At 44.1% G+C, this 21,376-nt stretch carries 21 protein-coding genes; 13 read left to right on the top strand and 8 right to left on the bottom strand.

Translation table 11 applies throughout. The features are described from left to right. On the bottom strand, positions 1 to 285 hold a 285-nt coding region (locus AB9H30_RS04680; RefSeq protein ID WP_371193474.1), incomplete at its 3' end, for a hypothetical protein. A 112-nt stretch (positions 286 to 397) separates the two neighbouring features. Between AB9H30_RS04680 and AB9H30_RS04675 the strand changes: the two genes are divergently transcribed. Then, positions 398 to 880 carry an RNA polymerase sigma factor gene (locus AB9H30_RS04675; RefSeq protein WP_371193473.1) on the top strand — a complete coding sequence of 161 codons (483 nt, stop codon included), beginning with the start codon at positions 398 to 400 and terminating at the stop codon, positions 878 to 880. A 2-nt stretch (positions 881 to 882) separates the two neighbouring features. After that, complete coding sequence (locus AB9H30_RS04670; protein WP_371193472.1) at positions 883 to 1,587, top strand: anti-sigma factor; 705 nt, start codon at positions 883 to 885, stop codon at positions 1,585 to 1,587. 195 nt (positions 1,588 to 1,782) lie between these two features. Here the strand turns inward: AB9H30_RS04670 and AB9H30_RS04665 are convergent, their stop codons facing one another. Genes AB9H30_RS04665 through AB9H30_RS04655 form a run of 3 tightly spaced genes read right to left on the bottom strand, consistent with a single transcriptional unit; the run spans position 1,783 to position 4,828 of the window. Next, positions 1,783 to 2,931 carry an ABC transporter permease gene (locus tag AB9H30_RS04665; RefSeq protein WP_371193471.1) on the bottom strand — a complete coding sequence of 383 codons (1,149 nt, stop codon included), beginning with the start codon at positions 2,929 to 2,931 and terminating at the stop codon, positions 1,783 to 1,785. After that, entirely contained in the window at positions 2,928 to 3,866 is a 939-nt protein-coding gene (locus AB9H30_RS04660; protein ID WP_371193470.1) for an ATP-binding cassette domain-containing protein, read from the bottom strand. The genes AB9H30_RS04665 and AB9H30_RS04660 overlap by 4 nt, the downstream gene beginning before the upstream one ends. Next, a complete protein-coding gene (locus AB9H30_RS04655) occupies positions 3,863 to 4,828 on the bottom strand; it encodes an HlyD family secretion protein (protein WP_371193469.1) in 966 nt (321 codons plus the stop codon). The genes AB9H30_RS04660 and AB9H30_RS04655 overlap by 4 nt, the downstream gene beginning before the upstream one ends. Before the next feature lie 186 nt (positions 4,829 to 5,014). On the opposite strand from AB9H30_RS04655, the gene AB9H30_RS04650 reads away from it, so the two are divergent. Then, a complete protein-coding gene (locus AB9H30_RS04650) occupies positions 5,015 to 6,418 on the top strand; it encodes an MBL fold metallo-hydrolase RNA specificity domain-containing protein (protein ID WP_371193468.1) in 1,404 nt (467 codons plus the stop codon). A 49-nt stretch (positions 6,419 to 6,467) separates the two neighbouring features. Here the strand turns inward: AB9H30_RS04650 and AB9H30_RS04645 are convergent, their stop codons facing one another. Beyond that, the gene (locus tag AB9H30_RS04645) at positions 6,468 to 6,830 is read right to left on the bottom strand and encodes a carboxymuconolactone decarboxylase family protein (protein WP_371193467.1); all 363 of its coding nucleotides are present in this window, start codon (positions 6,828 to 6,830) and stop codon (positions 6,468 to 6,470) included. Between the two features lie 530 nt (positions 6,831 to 7,360). Here AB9H30_RS04645 and iscR point away from each other — a divergent pair. The 8 genes from iscR to AB9H30_RS04605 all read left to right on the top strand — a co-directional run bounded on the left by iscR (position 7,361) and on the right by AB9H30_RS04605 (position 14,065). Beyond that, complete coding sequence (gene iscR / locus AB9H30_RS04640; RefSeq protein ID WP_371193466.1) at positions 7,361 to 7,861, top strand: Fe-S cluster assembly transcriptional regulator IscR; 501 nt, start codon at positions 7,361 to 7,363, stop codon at positions 7,859 to 7,861. Positions 7,862 to 8,031: 170 nt separating this feature from the next. Beyond that, positions 8,032 to 9,468 carry a Fe-S cluster assembly protein SufB gene (gene sufB, locus AB9H30_RS04635; protein WP_371193465.1) on the top strand — a complete coding sequence of 479 codons (1,437 nt, stop codon included), beginning with the start codon at positions 8,032 to 8,034 and terminating at the stop codon, positions 9,466 to 9,468. Between the two features lie 2 nt (positions 9,469 to 9,470). Next, positions 9,471 to 10,232 carry a Fe-S cluster assembly ATPase SufC gene (gene sufC / locus AB9H30_RS04630; protein WP_371193464.1) on the top strand — a complete coding sequence of 254 codons (762 nt, stop codon included), beginning with the start codon at positions 9,471 to 9,473 and terminating at the stop codon, positions 10,230 to 10,232. Further along, positions 10,229 to 11,488, top strand: coding sequence for a Fe-S cluster assembly protein SufD (gene sufD, locus AB9H30_RS04625; protein ID WP_371193463.1), 1,260 nt, complete (start codon positions 10,229 to 10,231; stop codon positions 11,486 to 11,488). The genes sufC and sufD overlap by 4 nt, the downstream gene beginning before the upstream one ends. Then, positions 11,485 to 12,702, top strand: a complete 1,218-nt coding sequence (locus AB9H30_RS04620) for an aminotransferase class V-fold PLP-dependent enzyme (RefSeq protein WP_371193462.1) — start codon at positions 11,485 to 11,487, stop codon at positions 12,700 to 12,702. The genes sufD and AB9H30_RS04620 overlap by 4 nt, the downstream gene beginning before the upstream one ends. Before the next feature lie 8 nt (positions 12,703 to 12,710). Continuing rightward, complete coding sequence (locus AB9H30_RS04615; protein WP_371193461.1) at positions 12,711 to 13,067, top strand: HesB/IscA family protein; 357 nt, start codon at positions 12,711 to 12,713, stop codon at positions 13,065 to 13,067. A gap of 26 nt (positions 13,068 to 13,093) precedes the next feature. Next, the gene (gene sufT / locus AB9H30_RS04610) at positions 13,094 to 13,627 is read left to right on the top strand and encodes a putative Fe-S cluster assembly protein SufT (RefSeq protein WP_371193460.1); all 534 of its coding nucleotides are present in this window, start codon (positions 13,094 to 13,096) and stop codon (positions 13,625 to 13,627) included. Between the two features lie 30 nt (positions 13,628 to 13,657). Next, positions 13,658 to 14,065: a SufE family protein gene (locus AB9H30_RS04605; RefSeq protein WP_371193459.1), complete on the top strand. Its 408-nt coding sequence runs from the start codon at positions 13,658 to 13,660 to the stop codon at positions 14,063 to 14,065. Between the two features lie 98 nt (positions 14,066 to 14,163). Here AB9H30_RS04605 and AB9H30_RS04600 read toward each other — a convergent pair whose 3' ends face one another. After that, complete coding sequence (locus tag AB9H30_RS04600; protein WP_371193458.1) at positions 14,164 to 15,459, bottom strand: NAD(P)/FAD-dependent oxidoreductase; 1,296 nt, start codon at positions 15,457 to 15,459, stop codon at positions 14,164 to 14,166. A gap of 327 nt (positions 15,460 to 15,786) precedes the next feature. On the opposite strand from AB9H30_RS04600, the gene AB9H30_RS04595 reads away from it, so the two are divergent. Together AB9H30_RS04595 and AB9H30_RS04590 are read left to right on the top strand one after the other, a co-directional pair. After that, on the top strand, positions 15,787 to 17,877 hold the full coding sequence (locus AB9H30_RS04595; RefSeq protein ID WP_371193457.1) for a hypothetical protein: 2,091 nt from the start codon (positions 15,787 to 15,789) through the stop codon (positions 17,875 to 17,877). Positions 17,878 to 18,237: 360 nt separating this feature from the next. Further along, positions 18,238 to 18,576, top strand: a complete 339-nt coding sequence (locus AB9H30_RS04590; protein ID WP_371193456.1) for a hypothetical protein — start codon at positions 18,238 to 18,240, stop codon at positions 18,574 to 18,576. A gap of 125 nt (positions 18,577 to 18,701) precedes the next feature. Here the strand turns inward: AB9H30_RS04590 and nadR are convergent, their stop codons facing one another. Both nadR and pnuC read right to left on the bottom strand, forming a co-directional pair. Further along, positions 18,702 to 19,739, bottom strand: a complete 1,038-nt coding sequence (gene nadR / locus AB9H30_RS04585; protein WP_371193455.1) for a multifunctional transcriptional regulator/nicotinamide-nucleotide adenylyltransferase/ribosylnicotinamide kinase NadR — start codon at positions 19,737 to 19,739, stop codon at positions 18,702 to 18,704. Next, entirely contained in the window at positions 19,732 to 20,655 is a 924-nt protein-coding gene (gene pnuC / locus AB9H30_RS04580) for a nicotinamide riboside transporter PnuC (RefSeq protein ID WP_371193454.1), read from the bottom strand. The genes nadR and pnuC overlap by 8 nt, the downstream gene beginning before the upstream one ends. Between the last annotated feature and the right edge of the window lie 721 nt (positions 20,656 to 21,376).

Genomic DNA, 21,376 nt, shown 5'->3' with positions numbered 1-21,376 from the left:
GTCATCTTCAACGTCCGACTCCACGTCGTCTTCGACATCCGATTCAACATCGTTTTCAATGTCATCTTCTAATTCATCACTGATAGACGCAAGCGCGAAATTATTGATATTACTAAAGGTATAGATATAGTGAGACAACAAATAGGGGGCGTTTATACTTGCAAGAGCAGATCTTGATGCCAACAAAAATTGATTGTGCTCATTCTCCAACGCTACAGCAGTTGCTGGCGCTAGCAAAGGGCTTATGGCCAATGCTAATTGATGATATGATCTTCGTAATCGCATAGACGACTCTGTGTTCGCGAAAAGCAAAAAATTATGGAATTTAATGGAATAAAACATAAACTCACACGTTAGTAAAGTAGATTAGGCAATTCCAAACATGGACACAAAAACTTTGAAGTCACTGATCTTAAGGAATCTTAAAGATCTTCGTCGCTTCGCTTATTCATTAACAAATGATATCAGTGATGCTGATGATTTGACTCAAATTGTTGTGGAAAAACTTCTTACAAAGCCTCTTCCTGAGGACGTGGTGCCATTATCTTGGATGTTTAGGGTATGTAAAAATGCTTGGATTGATGAGTTAAGGTCTAGAAAAGTGCGGACCACCGACGACAGCGTTGAAATTACCGAAATTGCCGCAACTCATGAAGGTAGCAATCAAGGCGACGAAAAACGGCAACAAAAATGTTTACAGGAGGCAATATCGGAACTTCCTGATGTTTACCGTGATGTTATTTCTTTAATCATAGTCGCGGGTCGGTCTTATGCCGAAACTGCCGAAATATTAGAAATACCAATAGGAACGGTAATGAGTCGAGTTGCTAGAGCACGAGAAAAGTTAGCCGTTAAGTTGAATAAGGATAATGAGGAATAGTGATGAAAAAGTCAGACATAGCGATGTTCTCAGCTTTCTTAGACAATGAGCTAAGCGAAATAGAGCGCAAACAATTTGAAAAACGTTTATCAACAGACGAAAAATTTGCGATAGAGTTTGCAAACTTTAGTCAAAACGACCAAGCAGTAAGACAAGCATTTTCTATAATTGATGACAAGCCTGTACCAAACAGCATTCTGGAAATGTTGGGTGAACCCGAACAAAACGCAGTCGAGCACAATACTAATGTGGTTGAATTAAAAAGTTGGCGACGTTCAATATGGCTTCCCGTGGCTGCATCATTCTTAGTTATCGCTCTTGCGCTACCAATGTTACTAATGATGAATCAACAAAGTGCACTTACCTTAGCTGATGTGCTTGACAGTCGTGCGTCAGGGCAAACCATTGAAATTGACGAATCAACAAATGTGGAACTAGTCATGAGCTTTAGTGATACCCAAGGGCACTTTTGTCGGGAGTATGTATTTTCGCAATCAACTAACTCAGAACAAAGAATCAGTTGTAAAGTGGGTGACGCATGGCAAACGCAAATTAGTAGTGCCCTTAGTTTGAATAGTCAAAACAACTATCAACCAGCTTCTGGTGATGAGACGCAAAGGGTTGAAATGTGGTTAGATAAGAATATGTCGGGTATTCCAATGAGTATTCAAACTGAGCGTAAAAACCTACTTAAGAATGAGCGTTAATAGATATCTGAGACTTAACAAAACGCCAAGGGTATTGTTAACTTCAGTATATCAGTTACATGGTCTCATTCGTCGGCAGACGTAAAAGTTAGCATTATCTGCTTAATACATCTGTAAATTTAAGGCTGATATAATCGTCATATTAGGTGTTGCTTGTGATTATAAACTGAGTATATAGATACAGTTTAAGGCGTATCAATCTAAGTTTTTCTTAAATCGGAAGGATGCAATAGCAAGGCAAATCAGCGTAAATGCGCCAAGCCAATAAATGTCTGGCATCATGTCAGTAAAGCCGATATCTCTTAAAATAACACCACGAATGAGCCGCATATAATGTGTGGCAGGTAGTAATTCAGCAATATATTGTGCCGGCATTGGCATGCCTTCGTAAGGAAACATAAAGCCCGACAGAAGAATCGACGGTAATAAAATGAAAATGGTGAGCTGCATAGATTGCAGCTGATTATTTGCAACAGTCGATATCACTAAGCCAAGGGCTAAGCTGGCTGAGATAAATAGCAATGTAATGCCAAATAGAGGTATCAAGCCACCATTTATCGGCACATTGAACACAAAATAGCCCAAGCCCAAGATAATACAAACTTGTAGTAAACCAATAAAAATATAAGGGATAATTTTACCTAGCATAAGCTCAATTGGGCGAATTGGCGTGGTGATAAGCATTTCCATATTGCCTTGTTCTCGCTCACGTACAATGGCAGCAGAGGTAAACATGATCATGGTCATGGTGAGAATAATGCCCAGTAAGCCAGGCACAACATTGACTGCGGTTCGTTGCTCTGGGTTATAAAATAGTGCGACTTCGAAGGTCGGAACATTTCGGTTTGCGGCTTTACCAAATAATTCAGATAAGGGCATGTTTTTCAGTCCTTTGATGGCCCCTGAAATCATGGTGTCAGAGCCATCTACAATCCATTGGGCAATCGGGCGGCTGGTTTCTTCGTCGCTCGCAGCAGGCAGGCCAAAGCCCGCACTTGGGTGACGAGCGAGCCGTTGAGAGAGATCATTAGGAATGATCAAAATGGCGCGTATTTCGGCTTGCTCAAGGGCATTTTGAGCACTTTTTAGATCAGTATGTTGTTGAATAATTTCAACTACTTGAGTCGCTTCAATGGTTTGCAGTAACACTCGACTCATAGCCGTTTGACTATAATCGACCACGGCTACCGGCACATGACGCACATTGGTATTAATTGCATAGCCAAACAGCATCAGTTGCACTAGCGGGATCATCACTATCATGGAGAAAGTCATCCGGTCGCGCCTTAATTGAATTAGCTCTTTGAAAAAGATGGCTTGGATACGGTATATGCTGGCGATCACTGACGGCTATCTCCTGTGCAGGTGATAAACACGTCTTCTAAGCTTGGGCGTACAATATTGAGTTGCTCAACTGGAATATTGGTTTGCTGCTGGATGTATTGCAGGGGCGAATCAAGGGTATCTTTAACCAGGACCCGTAGGCTACTGCCTAATTGTGCCGCGCTAATTATCTCGGGGAGTTGCATGAGTTGAGTCTTTAGCGTGCGAAGGCCAGTTGCTTTTATTTCTATCACGCTAGCTGCCATATTCGCCATCAACTTTGCAGGCGCGTCATCAGCCCGCTTAATACCATCTTCTAATATGGCCAGTTTGTGGCAGCGTTCGGCCTCATCCATATAGTGGGTAGACACCAAAATGCTTGTGCCCTGGTCGCACAAATCAAATAACTTCTCCCAAAAATCTCGGCGGTTTTCTGGGTCGACAGCCGAAGTGGGTTCGTCTAAAAATAGTATTTCGGGTTTGTGCAGTGTGGCTGCCGCTAAGGCTAATCGCTGTCTTTGCCCACCGCTCATGCTGCCCGCCATCTGACTCTGCTTTTGAGTGAGTCCGTAAACTGATAGCAATTCTGCAATGCGGGATGTTTGTGCCTTACCGGCAATGCCATATATTTTGGCGACAAACTGCAGGTTTTCTTTAACGGTTAAATTGTTATACAACGAGAATTTTTGGGTCATATAACCCATTCTATGCCTTAATTTTTCGGCGTCTTTGGGCAACTGCAGGCCTAATACCTCGACTTCGCCTGAGCTTGGTTTGAGCAGGCCAGTAAACATTCTGATCGCCGTGGTTTTGCCACATCCGTTTGGGCCCAGAAAGCCATAAATCGTGTTTTTTTCAACGTGTAGATTGAGTTGATCTATGGCGTTTAATTCACCAAAACTGCGGCTAAGTTGCTTGGCATTAATCGCTAACTCACTGCTTGACGCCTTATTCACGGTAAGCTTACCTGCACGGGAATACCATTAGGTAGGTCGCTATAGCTATCGGGTAGTTGAACTTCTGCTAAATACATAAGCCGTGCCCGCTCTTCTTGATTTAGCGCGTAATAAGGGGTAAATGCGGGCTCGCTGGATATCCAGCGCACAGTGCCCGTGATGGCTTGTGTCAAACCGTCAACCCGCATGCTTAAGCTGTCACCAACGCTGATTCTAACGCGATATGGCTCAGGCACATAAATCCGTGCATAAGGGGCTTTTCCGGCAAGTACAATGGCAACGGGGCTGCCTAATGTAACTCTTTCACCAAGGTTCCACGGTAGGTTATCGAGTATGCCATCACGTGTCGAAAGCACTGTAAGGTCCTCGAGTTTTTTATTTTCGCTTGCGAGTGCAGCAAGCGTAACCGCTAGGTTTGCTTCGCCAATCGCCAAATCCTCTGGACGTGTGCCGTTAGTGAGTATTAGTAAGGCCTCTTTGGCTGCCTCAACTGATGCCGCATTAGAGTCTTTAGCGGCGACTGCTTGGTCTAGGGCAGCTTGACTAACTAGCCGTTTTTCGATGAGGTTTTTGGCTCTAACATAGGCAGCTTCACTCTCAATAAGTGCAGCTTTTGCTCCTTCAAGTTTGGCGCTAGCGGCGGCAACTTCTTCAGCTCGTGCACCGTTGCGAAGTTTATCTAAATTAGCGTGCGCTTCTGCAACATGAGCTTTCGTTATCGCGACTATTGCAGTCTGTTGACGGTTATCTAAGCTTACCAAAATATCGCCTGCCTTTACCTTGCTACCTTGAGGGATCGGCAAAGCAATTATAACTTCATTTGCTGTTGCCGTATGCGCAATGCGGTCTCTTTCTAGCGTGCCTAAAGCGGTGCCTGTAGATTGCTTGTTGCAAGAAATGAGCGACAATAGAATGGGAATAAGACCAATGGCTAGCCATCTAAATGTGGTGTGTTTTTTCATTTTATCTGTCCATTAGTTGAGAATCGCTTTAAGCAAACGCTTTTACGATTTTGAGGCGATGAAACGTGGCTAGTACCGCGTATACTTTAGGCAAAGTACTTTTGAAAGAGTTGACGCGGATCAACATTGGGACGCTATTTACCAATATAGTTATCGTAAGGATATAATTCAAAAGAGAATGATGAGATGGCAACCATTACTTTCCACGGCGGCGCACAAGAGGTGACAGGTTCTTGTCATTTGCTGGAGTCAGAGGTTTTTGGAAAAGTTTTACTCGAATGCGGTATGCATCAAGGGGGCAGCAGCATTAAGCGTATTCAAAAGGAAGTTTTTGATTTTGACCCCGCTTCTATTTCAGCTGTTGTGCTTTCTCATGCGCACTTAGATCATTGTGGTATGTTGCCCAAGTTAGTAAGTGAAGGATTTGAGGGCACCATTTATTGCTCTGATGCGACAGCCGGATTGCTCGACATCATGTTAAAAGACTCAGCCAGTATTTACTTAGGTGATTTAGAGAAGGAAAACTTGCGTCGAGCAAGAAAAGGAAAGTCGGCTCTTTTGCCAGAGTATACAGACGAAGATGTCGATAAAGCATTAAGTTTATGTAAAGGGGTGAAGTACAATCACCAAGCGCAAATATGCAAAGGCTTGACTGTAAACTTTAAAGACGCAGGCCATATTCTAGGCTCAGCAATTGTTGAGCTGTTTATTGAGGAAAATGGCACGCATAAGAAATTAGTCTTTTCAGGAGACTTAGGTAATAAAAATGCAGTATTGATGAAAGACCCTGCAGTGATTACCGATGCGAATATCGTGATGATGGAAGGCACTTATGGTGACCGCAATCATAAAAAAATTGAGGATACATTAGATCAACTAAAAGCAATCCTAATTGAAACCCATGCTCGAGGCGGCAATATTTTGATTCCTGCGTTTGCCGTAGGGCGTACCCAAGAAATATTGTTTTACTTGGGTATGTTACATAATCAAGGTCTGCTTTCAAATTGGCAGGTAGCCTTAGACAGCCCAATGGCTATTGAAGTAACTAGAGTATACGACAAGTGGTTTCGCAGCTTAGATCAACAAGAAATTCAGGGCGCCACGCCTGAGGCAGAGTCAATCCTGAAAGACTTCATTCCTAATCTATATTTATCGGTCAGCGTGGAAGAGTCCATAGCCATTAATCGCATCAAAAAAGGTGCAATTATCATCGCCGGCAGCGGTATGTGCACAGGTGGACGCATTCGGCATCATTTTAAGCAGCGCATTTGGGACAGCCGTAACACTGTCATTTTTTGTGGGTATCAAGCCAACGGCACTCTCGGCCGGTTGCTAGTTGACGGGCGTTCGTCGATTAAAATATTCAACGAACAATATGCGGTGAAAGCCCAAATTGAAACTCTGGGTGGTTTTTCAGCGCATGCCGGACAAGATCAACTGGTGGAGTGGGTGGCAGCATTCGAAAGTCATCCTAGCGTGGTGCTGGTGCATGGCGAACCTCCTGCGCTAGATGCATTAAGCAATCGCTTATATAGAGAGTTAAATATACGTGCTCGTGTACCGCAAAAAGGGGAGTCGATTGCGTTTTAAAGCCCTTATAAACAGTCGAAAAGTCACTAGCTAGCTACATTGATGGACGCTACAAGGGTAGATCTTGTTCTTTCTCAAATTGATCCAAGGCTTCTAAAGCTTCACAGCCGTAAACCATTGACGGCCCGCCCCCCATCATTATCGCAACGCCTATAGTTTCAACGACTTCTTGACGGTTTGCTCCAGCTTTTAGGGCATCATGCACATGAAACGCAATACAGCCATTGCATCGCACAGCAATAGCGATGCTTAGAGCAATTAGTTCTTTTGTTTTGCGATCCAAAGCGTTAGGCGCAACGGCAGCAGAGTGAAGTTGACCAAAACCGGCCATAGTCTCAGGAATTTCAGCAATTAGTTTTGCACTTAAGTTTTGAAGTTTTTTATAGGTTTCGATACTGTTTGTGGCCTGCATAAGGCTTCCTTATATTTAATCTGTGGCATTTAATTGCGCACTTGGTCATCATTCTAGCGTTTAGTCTACTTTGAAAAGTTCTCGTTTGAGCGCCTATGCGAAACCAGGAAATATGAGGTGTGTTTCAACTTGGTTTTTACACAGGCGTTTATTTGTTTAGTTACTTCAAACGTTTCTAGGCCTTAAAAGCGTGCTTAAAGTGAACGGGAAGCCTATTTATTGCGTGACCTCAGCATTATCTTTAAGTAAGTGCCTCTAAGAAAATGCGCTGGCCGCTTTACTGTCAAACTCCATCTTATTATGTGGACTTGCCTGCAGACCTTTTTGACTGTGATCAAATTTCTTAACTATTGTGAGAACGAGGCATTTCAGGTACTGCCAGTTATATAGGCCCACATTAATTAAATAATGGTGTTAAACACAATCAAAACGCCAAAAATATCAATACCCGACTATTTTAGTGGGTTAAATACTTGACCATTTTGGTGGGATATGAAAAGATTGCGCCGCTTTTCTATTATAGGAATATTATGAAGCTTACCTCTAGAGGCCGTTACGCGGTCACAGCTATGCTCGATTTAGCGTTTCATTCAAAAAATGGCCCTGTGTCGTTGAGTGCGATTTCTGAGCGCCAAAATATTTCTCTATCGTATTTAGAGCAACTGTTTGCAAAATTAAGGCGTACTAAATTAGTCGCGAGTGTTCGCGGTCCGGGCGGCGGCTATACCTTAAACAAAGAACCACAATTGTTATCAGTCGGCGAAATTATTGAGGCGGTTAACGAAAATATCGATGCAACGAAATGCCACGGAAAATCAGACTGCCAAGGCGGTGAGAGGTGCTTAACGCACAGCTTGTGGCAAAATTTAAGCGACCGCATTAGTGATTTTTTAAACCAAATTTCACTCCAAGAATTAATGCAAAAGCGCGACGTGAAAGAGGTGGTCGGGCGTCAAAGCTGTTTCAAGACCGCATCTAAAGACGGCAGTATCGACGTTCTGCAAATGCTGGTGACAAAAGAAAATCTTTAGTGCTGATGCGTGTAAACGTATCTTTGCCATTAACAGGTGTTTAAGTGCCTGCATAAGCCAAGTGAATGCTGTAAAACGCCCAGTGTGCTAGTTACCAATGATACAATCAGCGCTAACGACAAATTGTTTTACGATTTAAAATTAATAAAAGTGAATAATGGGATCAATATATGAGTGAGCAGATCGAACAAGCACTAGACAGAAAATACGAGGCTGGTTTTTATTCTGAAATTGAATCAGACACCTTCGAAAGCGGTTTAGACGAATCCATTATCCGTCGTATTTCTGAAATGAAAAAAGAGCCACAGTGGATGCTCGACTGGCGTCTTAAAGCCTATGACACATGGTTGAAAATGGACGAGCCAGAGTGGGCTCACGTTCACTATCCTAAAATCGATTTTCAAGCGATATCCTATTATTCGGCGCCAAAAAGTATGGCAGATAAGCCGCAATCACTCGACGAGGTTGACCCTGAACTACTGCGTACCTATGAAAAGCTCGGCATTCCATTGCATGAACAAGAAATGCTGGCCGGTGTAGCCATGGACGTGGTGTTTGACTCGGTATCGGTGGTAACTACCTTCAGAGACAAACTCGCCGAAGCGGGCGTGATATTCTGCTCAATCTCTGAGGCTGTTCATAAATATCCGGAGCTCATCAAAAAATATATTGGGTCAGTTGTGCCCAGAGCCGACAATTACTATGCAGCACTAAACAGCGCCGTATTTACCGACGGTTCATTCGTTTACATTCCTAAAGGCGTGCGTTGCCCGATGGAGCTTTCTACGTATTTTCGTATTAACGAGATGAATACCGGACAATTTGAGCGCACGCTCATTGTTGCCGAAGAAGGCAGCCATGTAAGCTATTTAGAAGGCTGCACCGCGCCGCAGCGTGATGAGAATCAACTGCACGCGGCAGTGGTCGAATTAGTTGCGCTCGATAATGCTGTGATTAAATATTCTACTGTTCAAAATTGGTATCCCGGCGACGAGGAAGGCAAGGGCGGTATTTACAACTTTGTGACCAAACGCGGTATATGTCACACCAATGCAAAAATATCTTGGACGCAGGTAGAAACCGGCTCTGCGGTTACCTGGAAATACCCAAGCTGCATCTTAAAGGGTGATAACAGCGTAGGTGAATTTTACTCTGTGGCTCTTACCCGCGGGCGTCAGCAGGCTGATACCGGCACCAAGATGATTCATTTGGGTAAAAATACACGCTCTACGATCATCTCTAAAGGCATATCCGCCGGTAAAAGTAACAATACCTATCGCGGCTTAGTCAAAATGGGGCCAAAGGCAGACGGTGCACGTAACTTTACCGAATGCGATTCCTTACTGATTGGGGATACCTGCGGCGCGCATACCTTTCCGTATATTGAAAGTCGCAACCCAAGCGCGATTGTTGAGCATGAGGCCACCACCTCAAAAGTCAGCGATGAGCAATTATTTTTATGCCGGCAGCGTGGATTAAATCCTGAAAAAGCGGTATCGATGATTGTTAACGGATTTTGTAAAGAAGTATTCAAAGAACTGCCGATGGAGTTTGCTGTCGAGGCAGGTAAATTGCTTGAAATTAGCTTAGAAGGATCAGTGGGATAGTTATGTTAAAAATTAACAACTTACATGCAAGAGTAGAAGATAAAACCATTTTACAGGGCCTCAACTTAGAGGTTAACCCGGGCGAAGTTCATGCAATCATGGGCCCAAATGGTGCTGGAAAAAGCACATTAGGCTATGTTTTGTCTGGGAGAGATGGCTACGAGGTTGAGCAAGGTGAGGTTAGCTTTAACGGTAAAGACTTGTTTGATATGGACATTGAAGAGCGTGCCAGCAGTGGCTTATTTTTAGCCTTTCAGTATCCTGTTGAAATTCCAGGTGTGAGCAACATGGAGTTTATGAAAGAGTCGGTAAACGCTACGCGTGAACATCGCGGCGAAGAACCACTATCGGCTACAGAATTTTTGAAAATGGCAAAAGAGGCCTGCAAGCAGGTGCAGTTGCCTTTAGACTTTTTAAAGCGTGGCGTAAACGAGGGCTTCTCAGGCGGTGAGAAAAAACGTAACGAAATCATGCAAATGATTCTGCTTAAACCGTCTCTTTGCATTCTGGATGAATCTGATTCAGGTTTAGACATCGATGCCCTTCAAGTGGTTGCAAATGGCGTAAATAGTCAGCGTGACAGCGCTCGCAGCTTTATCATCATTACTCACTATCAACGTCTTCTAGATTTCATCAAGCCAGACTTTGTGCACATCTTAGCCAACGGTAAAATTGTGAAAAGCGGTGATGCGTCACTTGCGCTTCAAGTTGAAAAAGAAGGTTATGCGTTTTTAGGTAAAGAGTTTGAAGGGGTCAGCGCATGAGCCAATGGCTAAATAAGGTCATTGATGATGCTAAAGGCGTCGACGACTTTCTCGCGCCAATGCGTCAACAAGCCCGTTTAAAGTTAGAAACCGATGGCTGGCCGCATGCCCGCAACGAGGAGTGGCGGTTCACGCCTTTGTCTTCTCTTAAAGAGCGCGCATCTAATGTAAGCGAGATGGCGGCAAGCTTTGAAATTCCACAAGTTGATGGTCTAGAATCGATTGATATTGTGTTTGTTGATGGCATATTGCGCACTGATACCAGCCAACTTTCCTTGCCAACAGGCTTAAGCGTTTGCACCTTGCGCGATGCTTCAAGCGACCTACAAAACGACATCTTGGCATTGTTTGGTCAAGTAAAACCCACTCGTCATATATTTGGCTTAGTCAACGATGCATTGTGCGATCAGGGCGTATACATTGCGCTAGAAGACAATTGCCGCGTTGATATTCCTCTGCGAATCATCAACATTGCCACGCAAGATTGCGATGCGCACACTCGAGTGCTTGTTAATGTTGGTAAAAACAGTCAACTAAAAGTAATTGAACATGGCACCGGTTCGGTGGCTAGCTTCACCACCGCATTTGCCGAATACTTCATTGGCGAAGAAGCCAAGCTTGAACACTACCGTTTTGCCTTTTTCACTGGCGCAGCAAAACAGGTGGGCGGAAGTCACTTCAGCCTGCAGGCGAGCGCAAACCTAAACAGTACCTTTGTGTCTTATGGCAGCGAGCTATCTCGCATAGACGTGGATATTATCCATGCGGGCCAACACGCTAAAGCTAAAATGAATGCGATTTATCTGCTAGCTGAGGGCGAGATGTTTGATATGCACTCGACCATTGAGCATGCGGTTCCCAATGGCACCACTGAAGAAAATGCTAGAGGCATCATTGGCGACAGAGCACGTGCAGTATTTAGCGGCCGAATTCATATTCATAGAGACGCTCAAAAAACCTTAGCGGAGTTGAATAATCGTAATTTACTGTTGTCACGCAGGGCGATCATCAATACCAAACCTGAGCTAGAAATTTATGCCGATGACGTGCAGTGCGCCCATGGTGCAACCGTTGCTGAAATTGAAGAGCAGGCCTTGTATTATTTGCTAAGTCGCGGCATCAAGCGGTCTAAAGCACTGGTCATGCTGAACTTTGGTTTTATCCAAGAGTTGGTGAACGCCATAAATAACGAGCCCATTAGACAGTGGTTACTGCCGATGTTGAACGAGCGTTTTGCCAGCATGGAGGTAAAATGAGCTTTGACGTAAACGCTATTCGCGCGCAGTTTCCTGTATTACAGCGGGAAGTTAACGGCAAGCCATTGGTTTATTTAGACAATGCGGCGACAACTCAAAAGCCGCAGGCAGTGATTGACGCCTTAGTAGAGTACTACACGCAATACAATTCCAATGTACACCGCGGTGCGCATCACCTTTCTGATGAAGCTACACGCCGCTATGAGCAAGCACGCGACATCCTTGCAAAGTTTATTAATGCCGCCCGCAGAGAAGAAGTAATTTGGACCAGCGGCACTACCGAAGCAATTAATTTGGTGGCCAATGGTGTTGGTCAACTGTTTAAAGCTGGCGATGAAATCATTGTTACCGAGCTTGAGCATCACGCTAACTTAGTCACGTGGCAGCAAGCCTGCAAGCGCAGTGGCGCAACATTAAAGATATGCCCCATTTTCGATAGTGGCGAATTAGATATCGCGACCTTTGATACCTTACTTAACGACAATACACGGTTAGTTGCCTTACCCCATGTGTCAAATGCACTTGGCACGGTTAATCCAATCAAAGAGATCAGCTTAAAGGCTAAGCAAAAAGGCGCATGGGTTTTAGTTGATGGCGCGCAAGGCATTGCCCATGGCGACGTTGACGTACAGGCCATTGGCTGTGACTTTTACGTATTCTCTGGACATAAATTATTTGCACCAACCGGAGTAGGCGTTTTATGGGGTCGCAAAGAGATACTCGAAACTTGGCCTGTATGGCAAACCGGTGGCGAGATGATTGCAGACGTTGATTACCAAACGGCCACATGGGGCGAATTGCCCAATAGACTTGAAGCTGGCACACCTAATATTGCAGGGGTGATTGGTTTAGGCGCTGCAGTAAAATGGTTTTCTGCTCTCGATATGCAGGCGATACACGCGCATGAGCAAGACTTATTAGCTTACGCATCAAAGCGTGCTAAAGAAATTGAAGGGATGCGCATTATCGGTACTGCCCCCAATAAGGTTGGAGTGATGAGCTTTGAATTAGCAGGCGCTCATCCAGCCGATATCGGCTTTATTTTAGACAAACAAGGTGTTGCGATCCGCACCGGTGACAACTGCGCGCAACCCCTAATGAAACGATTAGGCTTGCCGGGCACCGCGCGCGCGTCTTTTTCTATTTACAATACTCGCAAAGATATTGACCAACTAATTGAGGCCTTAAAAAAGGCCAAAACCATGTTGGCTTAGGAGATATTATGACTGTTGAAACTTTTATTCCTAGTAAACAAACCATCACGCTTACCGACAGTGCTATTCGTCACTTTGAAAGTAAGCAAAAAGCCCAGCCCGAAAAAGTGATTCGCTTTTCTACGAAAGTGAGTGGCTGCACCGGCTATGCCTATGTGCTTGACCTAGTGGATGCACCTCAAGAAAGCGATGAGTTAATTAAGTTTAGTGATTCTTTGAGCATTGCGGTTGCGGCGAAAGCACAAGATTTATTGCGCAATACTGAGATTGACTATGTGAAAGAGGGCGTTAATGGCGTCATCAAATACAATAACCCGAATGTAGTCAACGAATGTGGCTGTGGCGAAAGCTTTAACATAGGTTAGCAAGTCATGCTTTGGAACAAAAAATAATGCAACAAAAAATGGTTGTCACCGAAAGTGACTGCAAAGCCCGTTTAGTGCCAGTAGGGACCCCTAAAATCATTCCTGAAGGTGAGTTTGTTACCATCACCCAAGATTTAGGCGGCAATTATACAGTGACTTGGCGCGGCAATATGTACCGTATAGACGGCACTGATGCAAAAGCAATCGGACGAAAGTCCTTAGTGCTTTCATTTGAGCCGCCAACTGACGGCAATATAGACAAGGCACAAGTGTGGGAAGCGCTCGAATCAGTTTATGATCCTGAAATTCCGATCGATTTAGTTTCACTGGGTCTTATCTATACGGTAAATGTCGACCAAGCCGCAAACTGCGTTAACATTGATATGACGCTCACAGCGCCTGCCTGCGGCATGGGCCCAGTGTTAGTCGGTGATGTTGAATACCGCGTTAAAATGGTACCAAACGTGCAAGACGTAAAGGTAAATTTGGTATTTGATCCGCCATGGTCTCGCGAGATGATGAGCGAAGAAGCTCAGCTAGAAGCGGGTGTATTTTTTTAAGCCACTAATTTGATGTAGAAAGGAAGTGAAATGCAGTTACCAAGTAGCGAAGAAATTGTCGATGATCTCGCTTTTTTTGACGATTGGGAACAACGTTACCAGTACATTATAGATTTAGGCAAACAGATCCCCGGCCTTAGTGAAGAGGCCCGTACTCCCGATAAAATCGTAAAAGGCTGTCAAAGCAACGTTTGGTTAGATTACACCACCCGTGACGGTAAATTTCAGTTTGACGTAGATAGCGATGCAGTAATTGTGCAAGGTTTGTTGGTATTAGTGCTGAGCGCTTATAATGACAAAACCGCACAAGAGATACTTGATTTTGATATGGATGCCTACTTCACAGAATTAGATTTAGAAGCCCATATTACGCCCACGCGAGGTAATGGACTGCGCGCTATCGTTGGCAAAATTCGACAAATTGCGAGTATCGTCTAAACAAACGGTAACCTGTGAGATCCTCTCACATCAAAGACTTGGATAATTGCTTGGTTAGCAGACGGTGGTTATTTACTCTGAGATAGCTCAAACTTTTTCTATATTAGCACTTTACTTCGACCTAACAGCACTCTTGGTCGGGCTTTTAATACCTCAGCTAATAATAGCTTTTCACTCGATGAGGTGACTCTGTCCGCGATACCCATAATCGATTGGTCGAGTGGCAGGGTGCTTGAAAAACGCGCCATCCAAAGTTGGTATACCGCTTCTTTCGCGGCTGCTAGTAGCGGGCTTGCCAGCACCACATTACCTTTAATAAAGTAAGTATTGATATCACCAAGTGAGAGCAAGACCGGTTGAGTGCGCGGATAAAAGGTTTTGAGCGATTGTTTTGCACAGTAGCGAGTGATATTTTTTGCAGCATGAGCGCCCATATCAATAGCCATGCTCGCTTGCTTCGCAACAGGTTTTGTAAAGTTCGCGCAATCACCGGCTACAAATATATTCTCAAATGAGTCGCTTTGCAGAGCCTTGTTAACACTTATTCCGTTTGAAGCAAGCTTAGCATTCAGAGTATCGAGATAGGCCGGCAGTTTCGTCCCAGCTGTCCAAATCGTTAAGTCGGTCGGCAGCGATGTGTTGTCAGCCATTCGAATGTTCGACTCTTGCACTTCAGTAATAATTCTATTGAAATGAAAGGATACGCGATGAGTATCGCACTGCGCTTGTATATCGTGAGACAACTTCTCTGGTAGGGCTTGAACTAAACGGGAGCCACTCTCGATAACGTGCAAATTTACTTGAGGATGGCTCGCATATTTTCGCAATAGCTCACCTAATACCTCTACACCGGTAAAGCCGCCCCCTACAATGTTGATATTGATTGGTGAACTGTCTTGAGGGTGACCGTTGGCGGCACTAGTATCGCAATTTGCTGTATTTCGACTCATCAGCAGGGCGTCAATGGCACGGCTGATACCAAGCACATCGTCAGCTGTTCTAAACCCATAAGCATACTCGCTCGCGCCAGCAATACCGTAGTTTGAGCGCGTGTGTCCCGATGCTATAAGCAATACGTCATAATGCAGAGTTTGTGCATCATTGAGTGTAATGAGTTGCGCCTCAGTATCAATGTGGGTAACAGTTTGCTTTATAAAACAATGGCCCAGTCTTGAAACGATGGTATCTAAGCTTAAGCGCAAACTGGTGTCTTTTTTCACGTCGGACAAAATTTCATGAATATTAGGTGTCCACTGAAAATGCTCTCTACTATCGACCACCGTTACCTTATGACATTTGCTCAGCTTGCTCGCCGCACTCAGGCCAGCAAAGTTTGCACCGATAATGATAATTCGAGATGAGTTGTTCTTTATGGTCAAAGATGGAGCGGTCAAAGTAAGATTTCCATTGGCTAAACACAGCATTAAGACGGTGTTTTGTATAGTTTATTCCGATGGCTTACTTTACTCAAGTAATGGAAAAAATTAGACCGTAAAAGTGATCATTTATTTAAGGCGTTAGGCTAGTCGATTTAGTCACTTGAATGAATATTGTAGACTTGGGGCAATAGCTCTGGCTGATGCAGCGCTAGATTTCTTTTATGTTGATAAAGTTGTATGAATGTATCAAGTGGCATGCAAATTAGAGTATTTTAGAATTTACATTCACACCCACATTACCGCATACTCTTTCCTTTAATAACGAATAATATCTGGATAAATATGCGGCAAGACAAAGTAAAGCTCGGGTGGGTTCTGCGAGACTCAATGCAATCGACTGGGGTGTGGACATTTGAAAGCAATGCCATTACTCGCTTAGTGGAGCAAGCAGTAGCGGTCGGTTTTGGCAGCTTAGAAATTGGCGGTGGCCAAAGCTATCAAATCGCCATGCAGCAAGGATACAACCCCTATAACGTTTTACGTACAGCCAGAGCAGTCATCGATAAAACAGGCAAAACACTGCCCCTTCAAATATTACTGCGCGGTGCAAATCAGCTCGGATTTAAACACTATCCAAAGAGCTTGCAGCAAAAAAATATCGACCTTTTGGTCGATGCTGGCAGCACCTTCAATAAGGCCGATGCCTTAGTCATCCGAAATTTTGATGCCCTAAATGACTATGAAAATTTGCGCGCCTCAATCGATTATATGGTGCGCAAGGACTTAGCAGCCGCTAAAACTAACGAAACACTTTTGAAAAAAGGCCAGCAGCCCACCGCTAAACGTTTACATGTACAAGCCGCCCTTTCTTATGTGAGACCGAAAGATTTCGAGGCACTTACCTGCTACAGCACCGATTACTACATTGCATATGCCAAAAAGTTAATGGCCATAGCAGAAGATGCCGGAGGGCAATTAGACTCAATCACGATTAAAGATATGAGCGGGCAGTTAGCACCAGACGCTGCAAAACAGCTCATCCCGGCACTCAAGGCTTTGGGTCTGCCCGTTTACCTGCACTGCCACAGCACTGACGAGGCAAAATCAACCGCCACACAAATGTTTGCCATTGAGGCCGGTATTGACGGTATTGAAGTCGCGGTTGCGCCACTCGCAGGGGGCACATCGCATAACGATATTAACTATTTGATACATGGCAATACCATTCAAGATATCGACACCGACGCGCTTGCAACACTGCATGCCACCATGAATGAGATTTTTGGTAAGCGCGTGAGCGAACGCCGAGATCTTAAAATATCGCTAGAAGGCCTAAAGCGTATGGTGAGTATTGGCATACCCGGCGGCGCCATTCCGTTTATTTTGGAAGATATCAGTACACAAGTGTGTCGCATGTTGAATGTGAGTACCGAGAGTGCCTTGGATATGTTTGAGCAAGAAATTATTTCTCTTCAAGAGCAGCTCGGCCATGTGCCATTAGTGACGCCTACGGCAGACATCGTTGCCAAACAAGCGATTAATAATCTTGGAAATTCAGCCAGAGCATCAAGCTACAAAGTGATAGATCCGCGCTTTTGTAGCCTTGTTTTAGGGCTTTACGGCAATGTCACTAACTATGCTACCGGCAATAAGATTGTGCCGTCAGAAAGTCTTATTGCTGAAATTGACGAATACTGCAATAGCATTGAAGTGGATGCTAATGGTAAGCGTGTTAATGGCACAATGGTATATCCCAATCCGGGTAGAATTAGTGAAGACAAACATCCCAGTGAATTGGCAACCGAAGAAGACTACGATTTGTTTGAAGACTACGTGAACGAGATACATCGCCTTTATCCGCATTCGTCTAATAACTTCGGTAGCCACGATGAGTGCTTTGTATTGCATGTGATGCGCCCGGCGGGCAAAACTGATCGTTTGCTAACACGCAATATATTAGGGCCGACAGAAGACAGGCTGCGCTTTATTCTTAAGGTAACCCTTAGTTTATTGCCGGGCAACGATATTCCCGAATCGCGCGACTATAATGCTGACGAAAAGACCGACTCCAAGCTATTAAACGCACTTGGCGACTACGATGGCATTGTTAGCACTATTCAAGATCTGGTACTTTCTGGCACAAAAGACACTATTCGCTCACGGCTCTACGACAAAATGGCAAAAATTGTTGAGCCGATATGCGAAGAAAGTGAAGATGCACAAAAGAACCGATATTTTGTTGAACGACGCTTTTTATCGCTATTCGCCAGTGCAGTATTTTGGGACTTACAGCGCGTATGTCGGCGCACCGGTAATTCTTCAAGAGACGATGTTGAAGAGAGAACAGCCTTTAAACTAGAGCGGATTATTGCATTTACTTTGCGTAAACGTGCAGTAGAAGGGCGGGGTAAGGCTGAAAGCTTTTTGAGTTAATTGGCGATTAAAGGATATTTCTTACCTGTTCTGTGGGGCTAGTGGTTGATTTGTGCTCATCCTAAGTCATCATGCTAGATGACTTTCACAAAGGTGCAAGGACACCGAAGGTTTGCGTAATATTTTGTGATGAGTCTAGGTTAACGTTGCCGTCCTTGGGGAGAAGTGCGTTGGAAATCTATATTATACTTAAGAACATCACTTCAAAATGACAGACATCATCCTACTATTTATATCATAGTGTTAACCGGCAAAGTAAAGTGAGCATAAATAACGCCAATATTTCTACAAGACTCTCAATCACTTTTTCTTGCCGCTTCGTAGAAACTGCGCAAGTGACAAAATAGCGATAAATTAAGCATGAGCAGCAAAGCAAAACTGATACAAGAATATTTGACACTTACTCGCGATGTAATGCCGTCAATGGCTAAGCAGAAACAAGTAGAGCAGGGTAAAGAAAATACAATAGCATGGCCGGTGATACATGATCATTGCTTTCAACGGATAGTGCTCGACAATATTTGTGAGGATGCATGGTATGAATATATTAAGTCACCTGCTTATAAACACTTAAATGCCAATCAAGCAAAAGCGGCGGTGCTGCTATGCAGACAAATTATTGATGGGCAGGTGGATTTAACTCAATTAAACGAATATTCGCTTAAGTGGCGGCAAAAACAGCACACCTTTTCATTTTAAATATGTACACAGACCACCTCTGAAACACTCGATTACAAAAGCATGCAGCAAGACCTGCTACCAGCCTACTATTCACAATTGCTCGACTCGGTTTAATGAAAAAAAGTTTTAAATCAGGTGGATAGTTATTTTTGCAGCAAAGCATCGATTGCGCCAATACACGTTTCTAGTCGCTCGTAGTAGTCAGCAGAACTGACACGTAATATTCGCTCTGCAGGAAAGCCATATTGCTGGTATAAGGAAATTAATTGCTCAAAGCTTTGTTGACGTAACTCAGGGGAACCTAATTCTCGCATACCATCAGCCACCCATGGGACAGTGGGCTCTAGCGCAATAATCAAATCGTATTTTGACGGGTCAATAAAACTTTCAACCCGACTGGCAATGCCTCCTAAAAATACTTTACTGAAAAAAGCGGTCACCACGGCATCGGTATCAAAAAAACACACTTTGTTTGCGCTGCGCAATGCATGCCAATCTTGCTCATACTGCAAGTGAGTGATTCGGTTAAAATCTTCTAAATTGAAAAGGTCGCCGTTGCCTCCGACTACATCTTCTTGATAATCACGGCCTAACTCTTCTGACCAAGAGGTGCAATACACTTTGGCTAACTTGCGGGTTAAGGTGGTTTTACCACAAGACTCTGGCCCGGTAATTAATACCTTGCGCGCAAAAAAAGGTCTGGCAGCACCGGCAATATAATCCCAATGTAAATAAGGCCGATTACGGATCTCGGTGCCACTGATAGACCATTGGGTGCGCTGAGGATCGAGCACTTTATAGCTTATGTTCTTAAAATGCTCTTTATGACCAGCTCGGTAATCCTCTTCGCCACCAAAAATCACCTGAAAAGCTTCTGGAACGGTCTGTTGCAATAAGCGAGCATAATCACCCCAACCTTCGGGAAACGGGGCTATCGAATCTTCATTTTGTAGCAACACGGTTATATCTAAGCCTTGTAACTCTTGTGATAACCAGCGCTGGCGCAATACGCCGTCTAAATAAGGTATATCTGCCGCGTGACAAAGTTCGCCGTCTTCTACGCTACGCTCACTAATCACCACATATAGTTTGTCGCAAAGCGCATGTGCACGCAAAATCGCTGTTAAATGGCCGCGATGTGGTGGTAAGAACTTGCCCGGGAAAACCCCAACTTTAGTCATTTTGTTGTGCTCCTTTGTGCCAACTTATTGCGCCATAGACTGAATTTAATAAAAATGCGCCCCACATAATTAAAGTGGGCACAGCGTAGGGGGCAGAACTGGGATCGGTTGCCAACACTAAAGCCCACGCAAACATCGTCAGGATATTGGTTAAAATCCAAAAGGGCCACTGCGCCGCAAACATTCTGATCATTAGTAGCTGTGCTGTAATTTGTAAAATGACGGTGCAACTGTCGAGCAGCGGGCCACTCCAACTGAAGCCAGTGAGAGTGGCTAAGCTGTCATAAACAGCTGAATTTCGTTTCAGCGCATCAGAGAAAAAGCCGTCTAGGTGCTGCAGCATGCCGGCTAACAGCCCTATCGCTACTAGGACCAATACTACAAGCCAAAGCCAGTGCCAACCCAGGCGGCGCATCAAGATAATTTGAGTGCTGCTTGCTAAATGATGCCGCCAAGTAAAGTAAATAAAAAACTGAGCGGGTAAAAAATAAAACCAATTAATTAACCAGTCACCATAATAGCCGGATTTCCATGCCAAAAAGCCATAAGTGGAGGCGCTGATCAAGCCCCAAATCCAATTAGACAACAAACCTTTAGCAACCATCACCACGCAGAGTACGCCACTGATGGCGCTGATTGGGCTCACCAACCAGTTTAATAAAATAGATTGGCCGCTTTGCCAATCGGTGCCTTGCCAGCTAAACCAAACGGTGGTGCTTAAAATAATGACCAGAAAAAGCTGCAGCCACCGGCGCTCCAAAGGGTTTAAGCGCTGTAAATCAGACAAAAGCAGCACGGCGAATTCACTCCAACGAAAAGAATTAATAATAACGATTACACGATTATTTATATGACTATTTACACGACATCGGGCAATTCTGATGGCAAGCTCAGCGGCGTTTAACCCTTCATTCATGGTAGATAGTTCATTCGAAAAATCAACTTATATGAGCTTCTTTGGGCAAATAGATTACAAAAATGACAATTTAGAAGTTTATATATCCCAAACTCATTGTGTTGAGGTTGAGTTTACTCGCCGATTGCACGCTCTCGACAGCGACTCAGGGTTTAGTTTGACCGTAAGCAAAATTTTTTACATAGTAGTAGAGAATGTATAAGTAGGATTGTAATGCATGATAAAAGATGAAAAGGAACTTCATTGGCAATTAAGTGTTCCCCGTATCCACGTGGATGACCCGGGACGTTGTATCTATCCGTTCCGGAGCAATAGGTGTGCTCCTTTTCTATTAGGTTGAACCGCTTCATGTTAGAACCTGAGAATAAAAGCGATAGGTTAAAAAGCTCTTTAAAACAGCATAGCAGGAAGTGGTAGGCGCCACTGTGGTTCTTCTCGCTGTAATTGAACCAGTGACTCTCACCTTGTAAGGCCCAGATTTTTAACAATACCCTAGTCTGTTAACGATTTTTGCAATCAGCAAAAGCTGGATAGTAAGTATTTTTATGCGAAACGGAGAACGTTGCTACAGGAGGCTAACCACGGCGTGTTGATAGGCTACCTTGCACGGTTCAAAAATGGCCGCAATGTATTAAGCATTGCAGATACATTTAGAATCAATCCCGAGCGCCCAACATTCAGCTTTACTACTCACCCTAAGTTTCCACAAGCACATAAGCTA

Source organism: Glaciecola sp. SC05 (genome assembly GCF_041380235.1).
GTDB lineage: Bacteria > Pseudomonadota > Gammaproteobacteria > Enterobacterales > Alteromonadaceae > Glaciecola.
Note: the sequence above shows the minus strand (reverse complement) of the source record. Positions and strands in the feature narration are given on the sequence as shown.

Excerpts from the sequence above, each read along its gene's own strand:
- AB9H30_RS04670 (WP_371193472.1), top strand. The coding sequence starts at position 883 with ATGAAAAAGTCAGACATAGCGATGTTCTCAGCTTTCTTAGACAATGAG.
- AB9H30_RS04655 (WP_371193469.1), bottom strand. The coding sequence starts at position 4,828 with ATGAAAAAACACACCACATTTAGATGGCTAGCCATTGGTCTTATTCCC.
- AB9H30_RS04650 (WP_371193468.1), top strand. The coding sequence starts at position 5,015 with ATGGCAACCATTACTTTCCACGGCGGCGCACAAGAGGTGACAGGTTCT.
- AB9H30_RS04645 (WP_371193467.1), bottom strand. The coding sequence starts at position 6,830 with ATGCAGGCCACAAACAGTATCGAAACCTATAAAAAACTTCAAAACTTA.
- iscR (WP_371193466.1), top strand. The coding sequence starts at position 7,361 with ATGAAGCTTACCTCTAGAGGCCGTTACGCGGTCACAGCTATGCTCGAT.
- sufB (WP_371193465.1), top strand. The coding sequence starts at position 8,032 with ATGAGTGAGCAGATCGAACAAGCACTAGACAGAAAATACGAGGCTGGT.
- sufC (WP_371193464.1), top strand. The coding sequence starts at position 9,471 with ATGTTAAAAATTAACAACTTACATGCAAGAGTAGAAGATAAAACCATT.
- sufD (WP_371193463.1), top strand. The coding sequence starts at position 10,229 with ATGAGCCAATGGCTAAATAAGGTCATTGATGATGCTAAAGGCGTCGAC.
- AB9H30_RS04620 (WP_371193462.1), top strand. The coding sequence starts at position 11,485 with ATGAGCTTTGACGTAAACGCTATTCGCGCGCAGTTTCCTGTATTACAG.
- AB9H30_RS04615 (WP_371193461.1), top strand. The coding sequence starts at position 12,711 with ATGACTGTTGAAACTTTTATTCCTAGTAAACAAACCATCACGCTTACC.
- sufT (WP_371193460.1), top strand. The coding sequence starts at position 13,094 with ATGCAACAAAAAATGGTTGTCACCGAAAGTGACTGCAAAGCCCGTTTA.
- AB9H30_RS04605 (WP_371193459.1), top strand. The coding sequence starts at position 13,658 with ATGCAGTTACCAAGTAGCGAAGAAATTGTCGATGATCTCGCTTTTTTT.
- AB9H30_RS04595 (WP_371193457.1), top strand. The coding sequence starts at position 15,787 with ATGCGGCAAGACAAAGTAAAGCTCGGGTGGGTTCTGCGAGACTCAATG.
- AB9H30_RS04590 (WP_371193456.1), top strand. The coding sequence starts at position 18,238 with ATGAGCAGCAAAGCAAAACTGATACAAGAATATTTGACACTTACTCGC.
- nadR (WP_371193455.1), bottom strand. The coding sequence starts at position 19,739 with ATGACTAAAGTTGGGGTTTTCCCGGGCAAGTTCTTACCACCACATCGC.
- pnuC (WP_371193454.1), bottom strand. The coding sequence starts at position 20,655 with ATGAATGAAGGGTTAAACGCCGCTGAGCTTGCCATCAGAATTGCCCGA.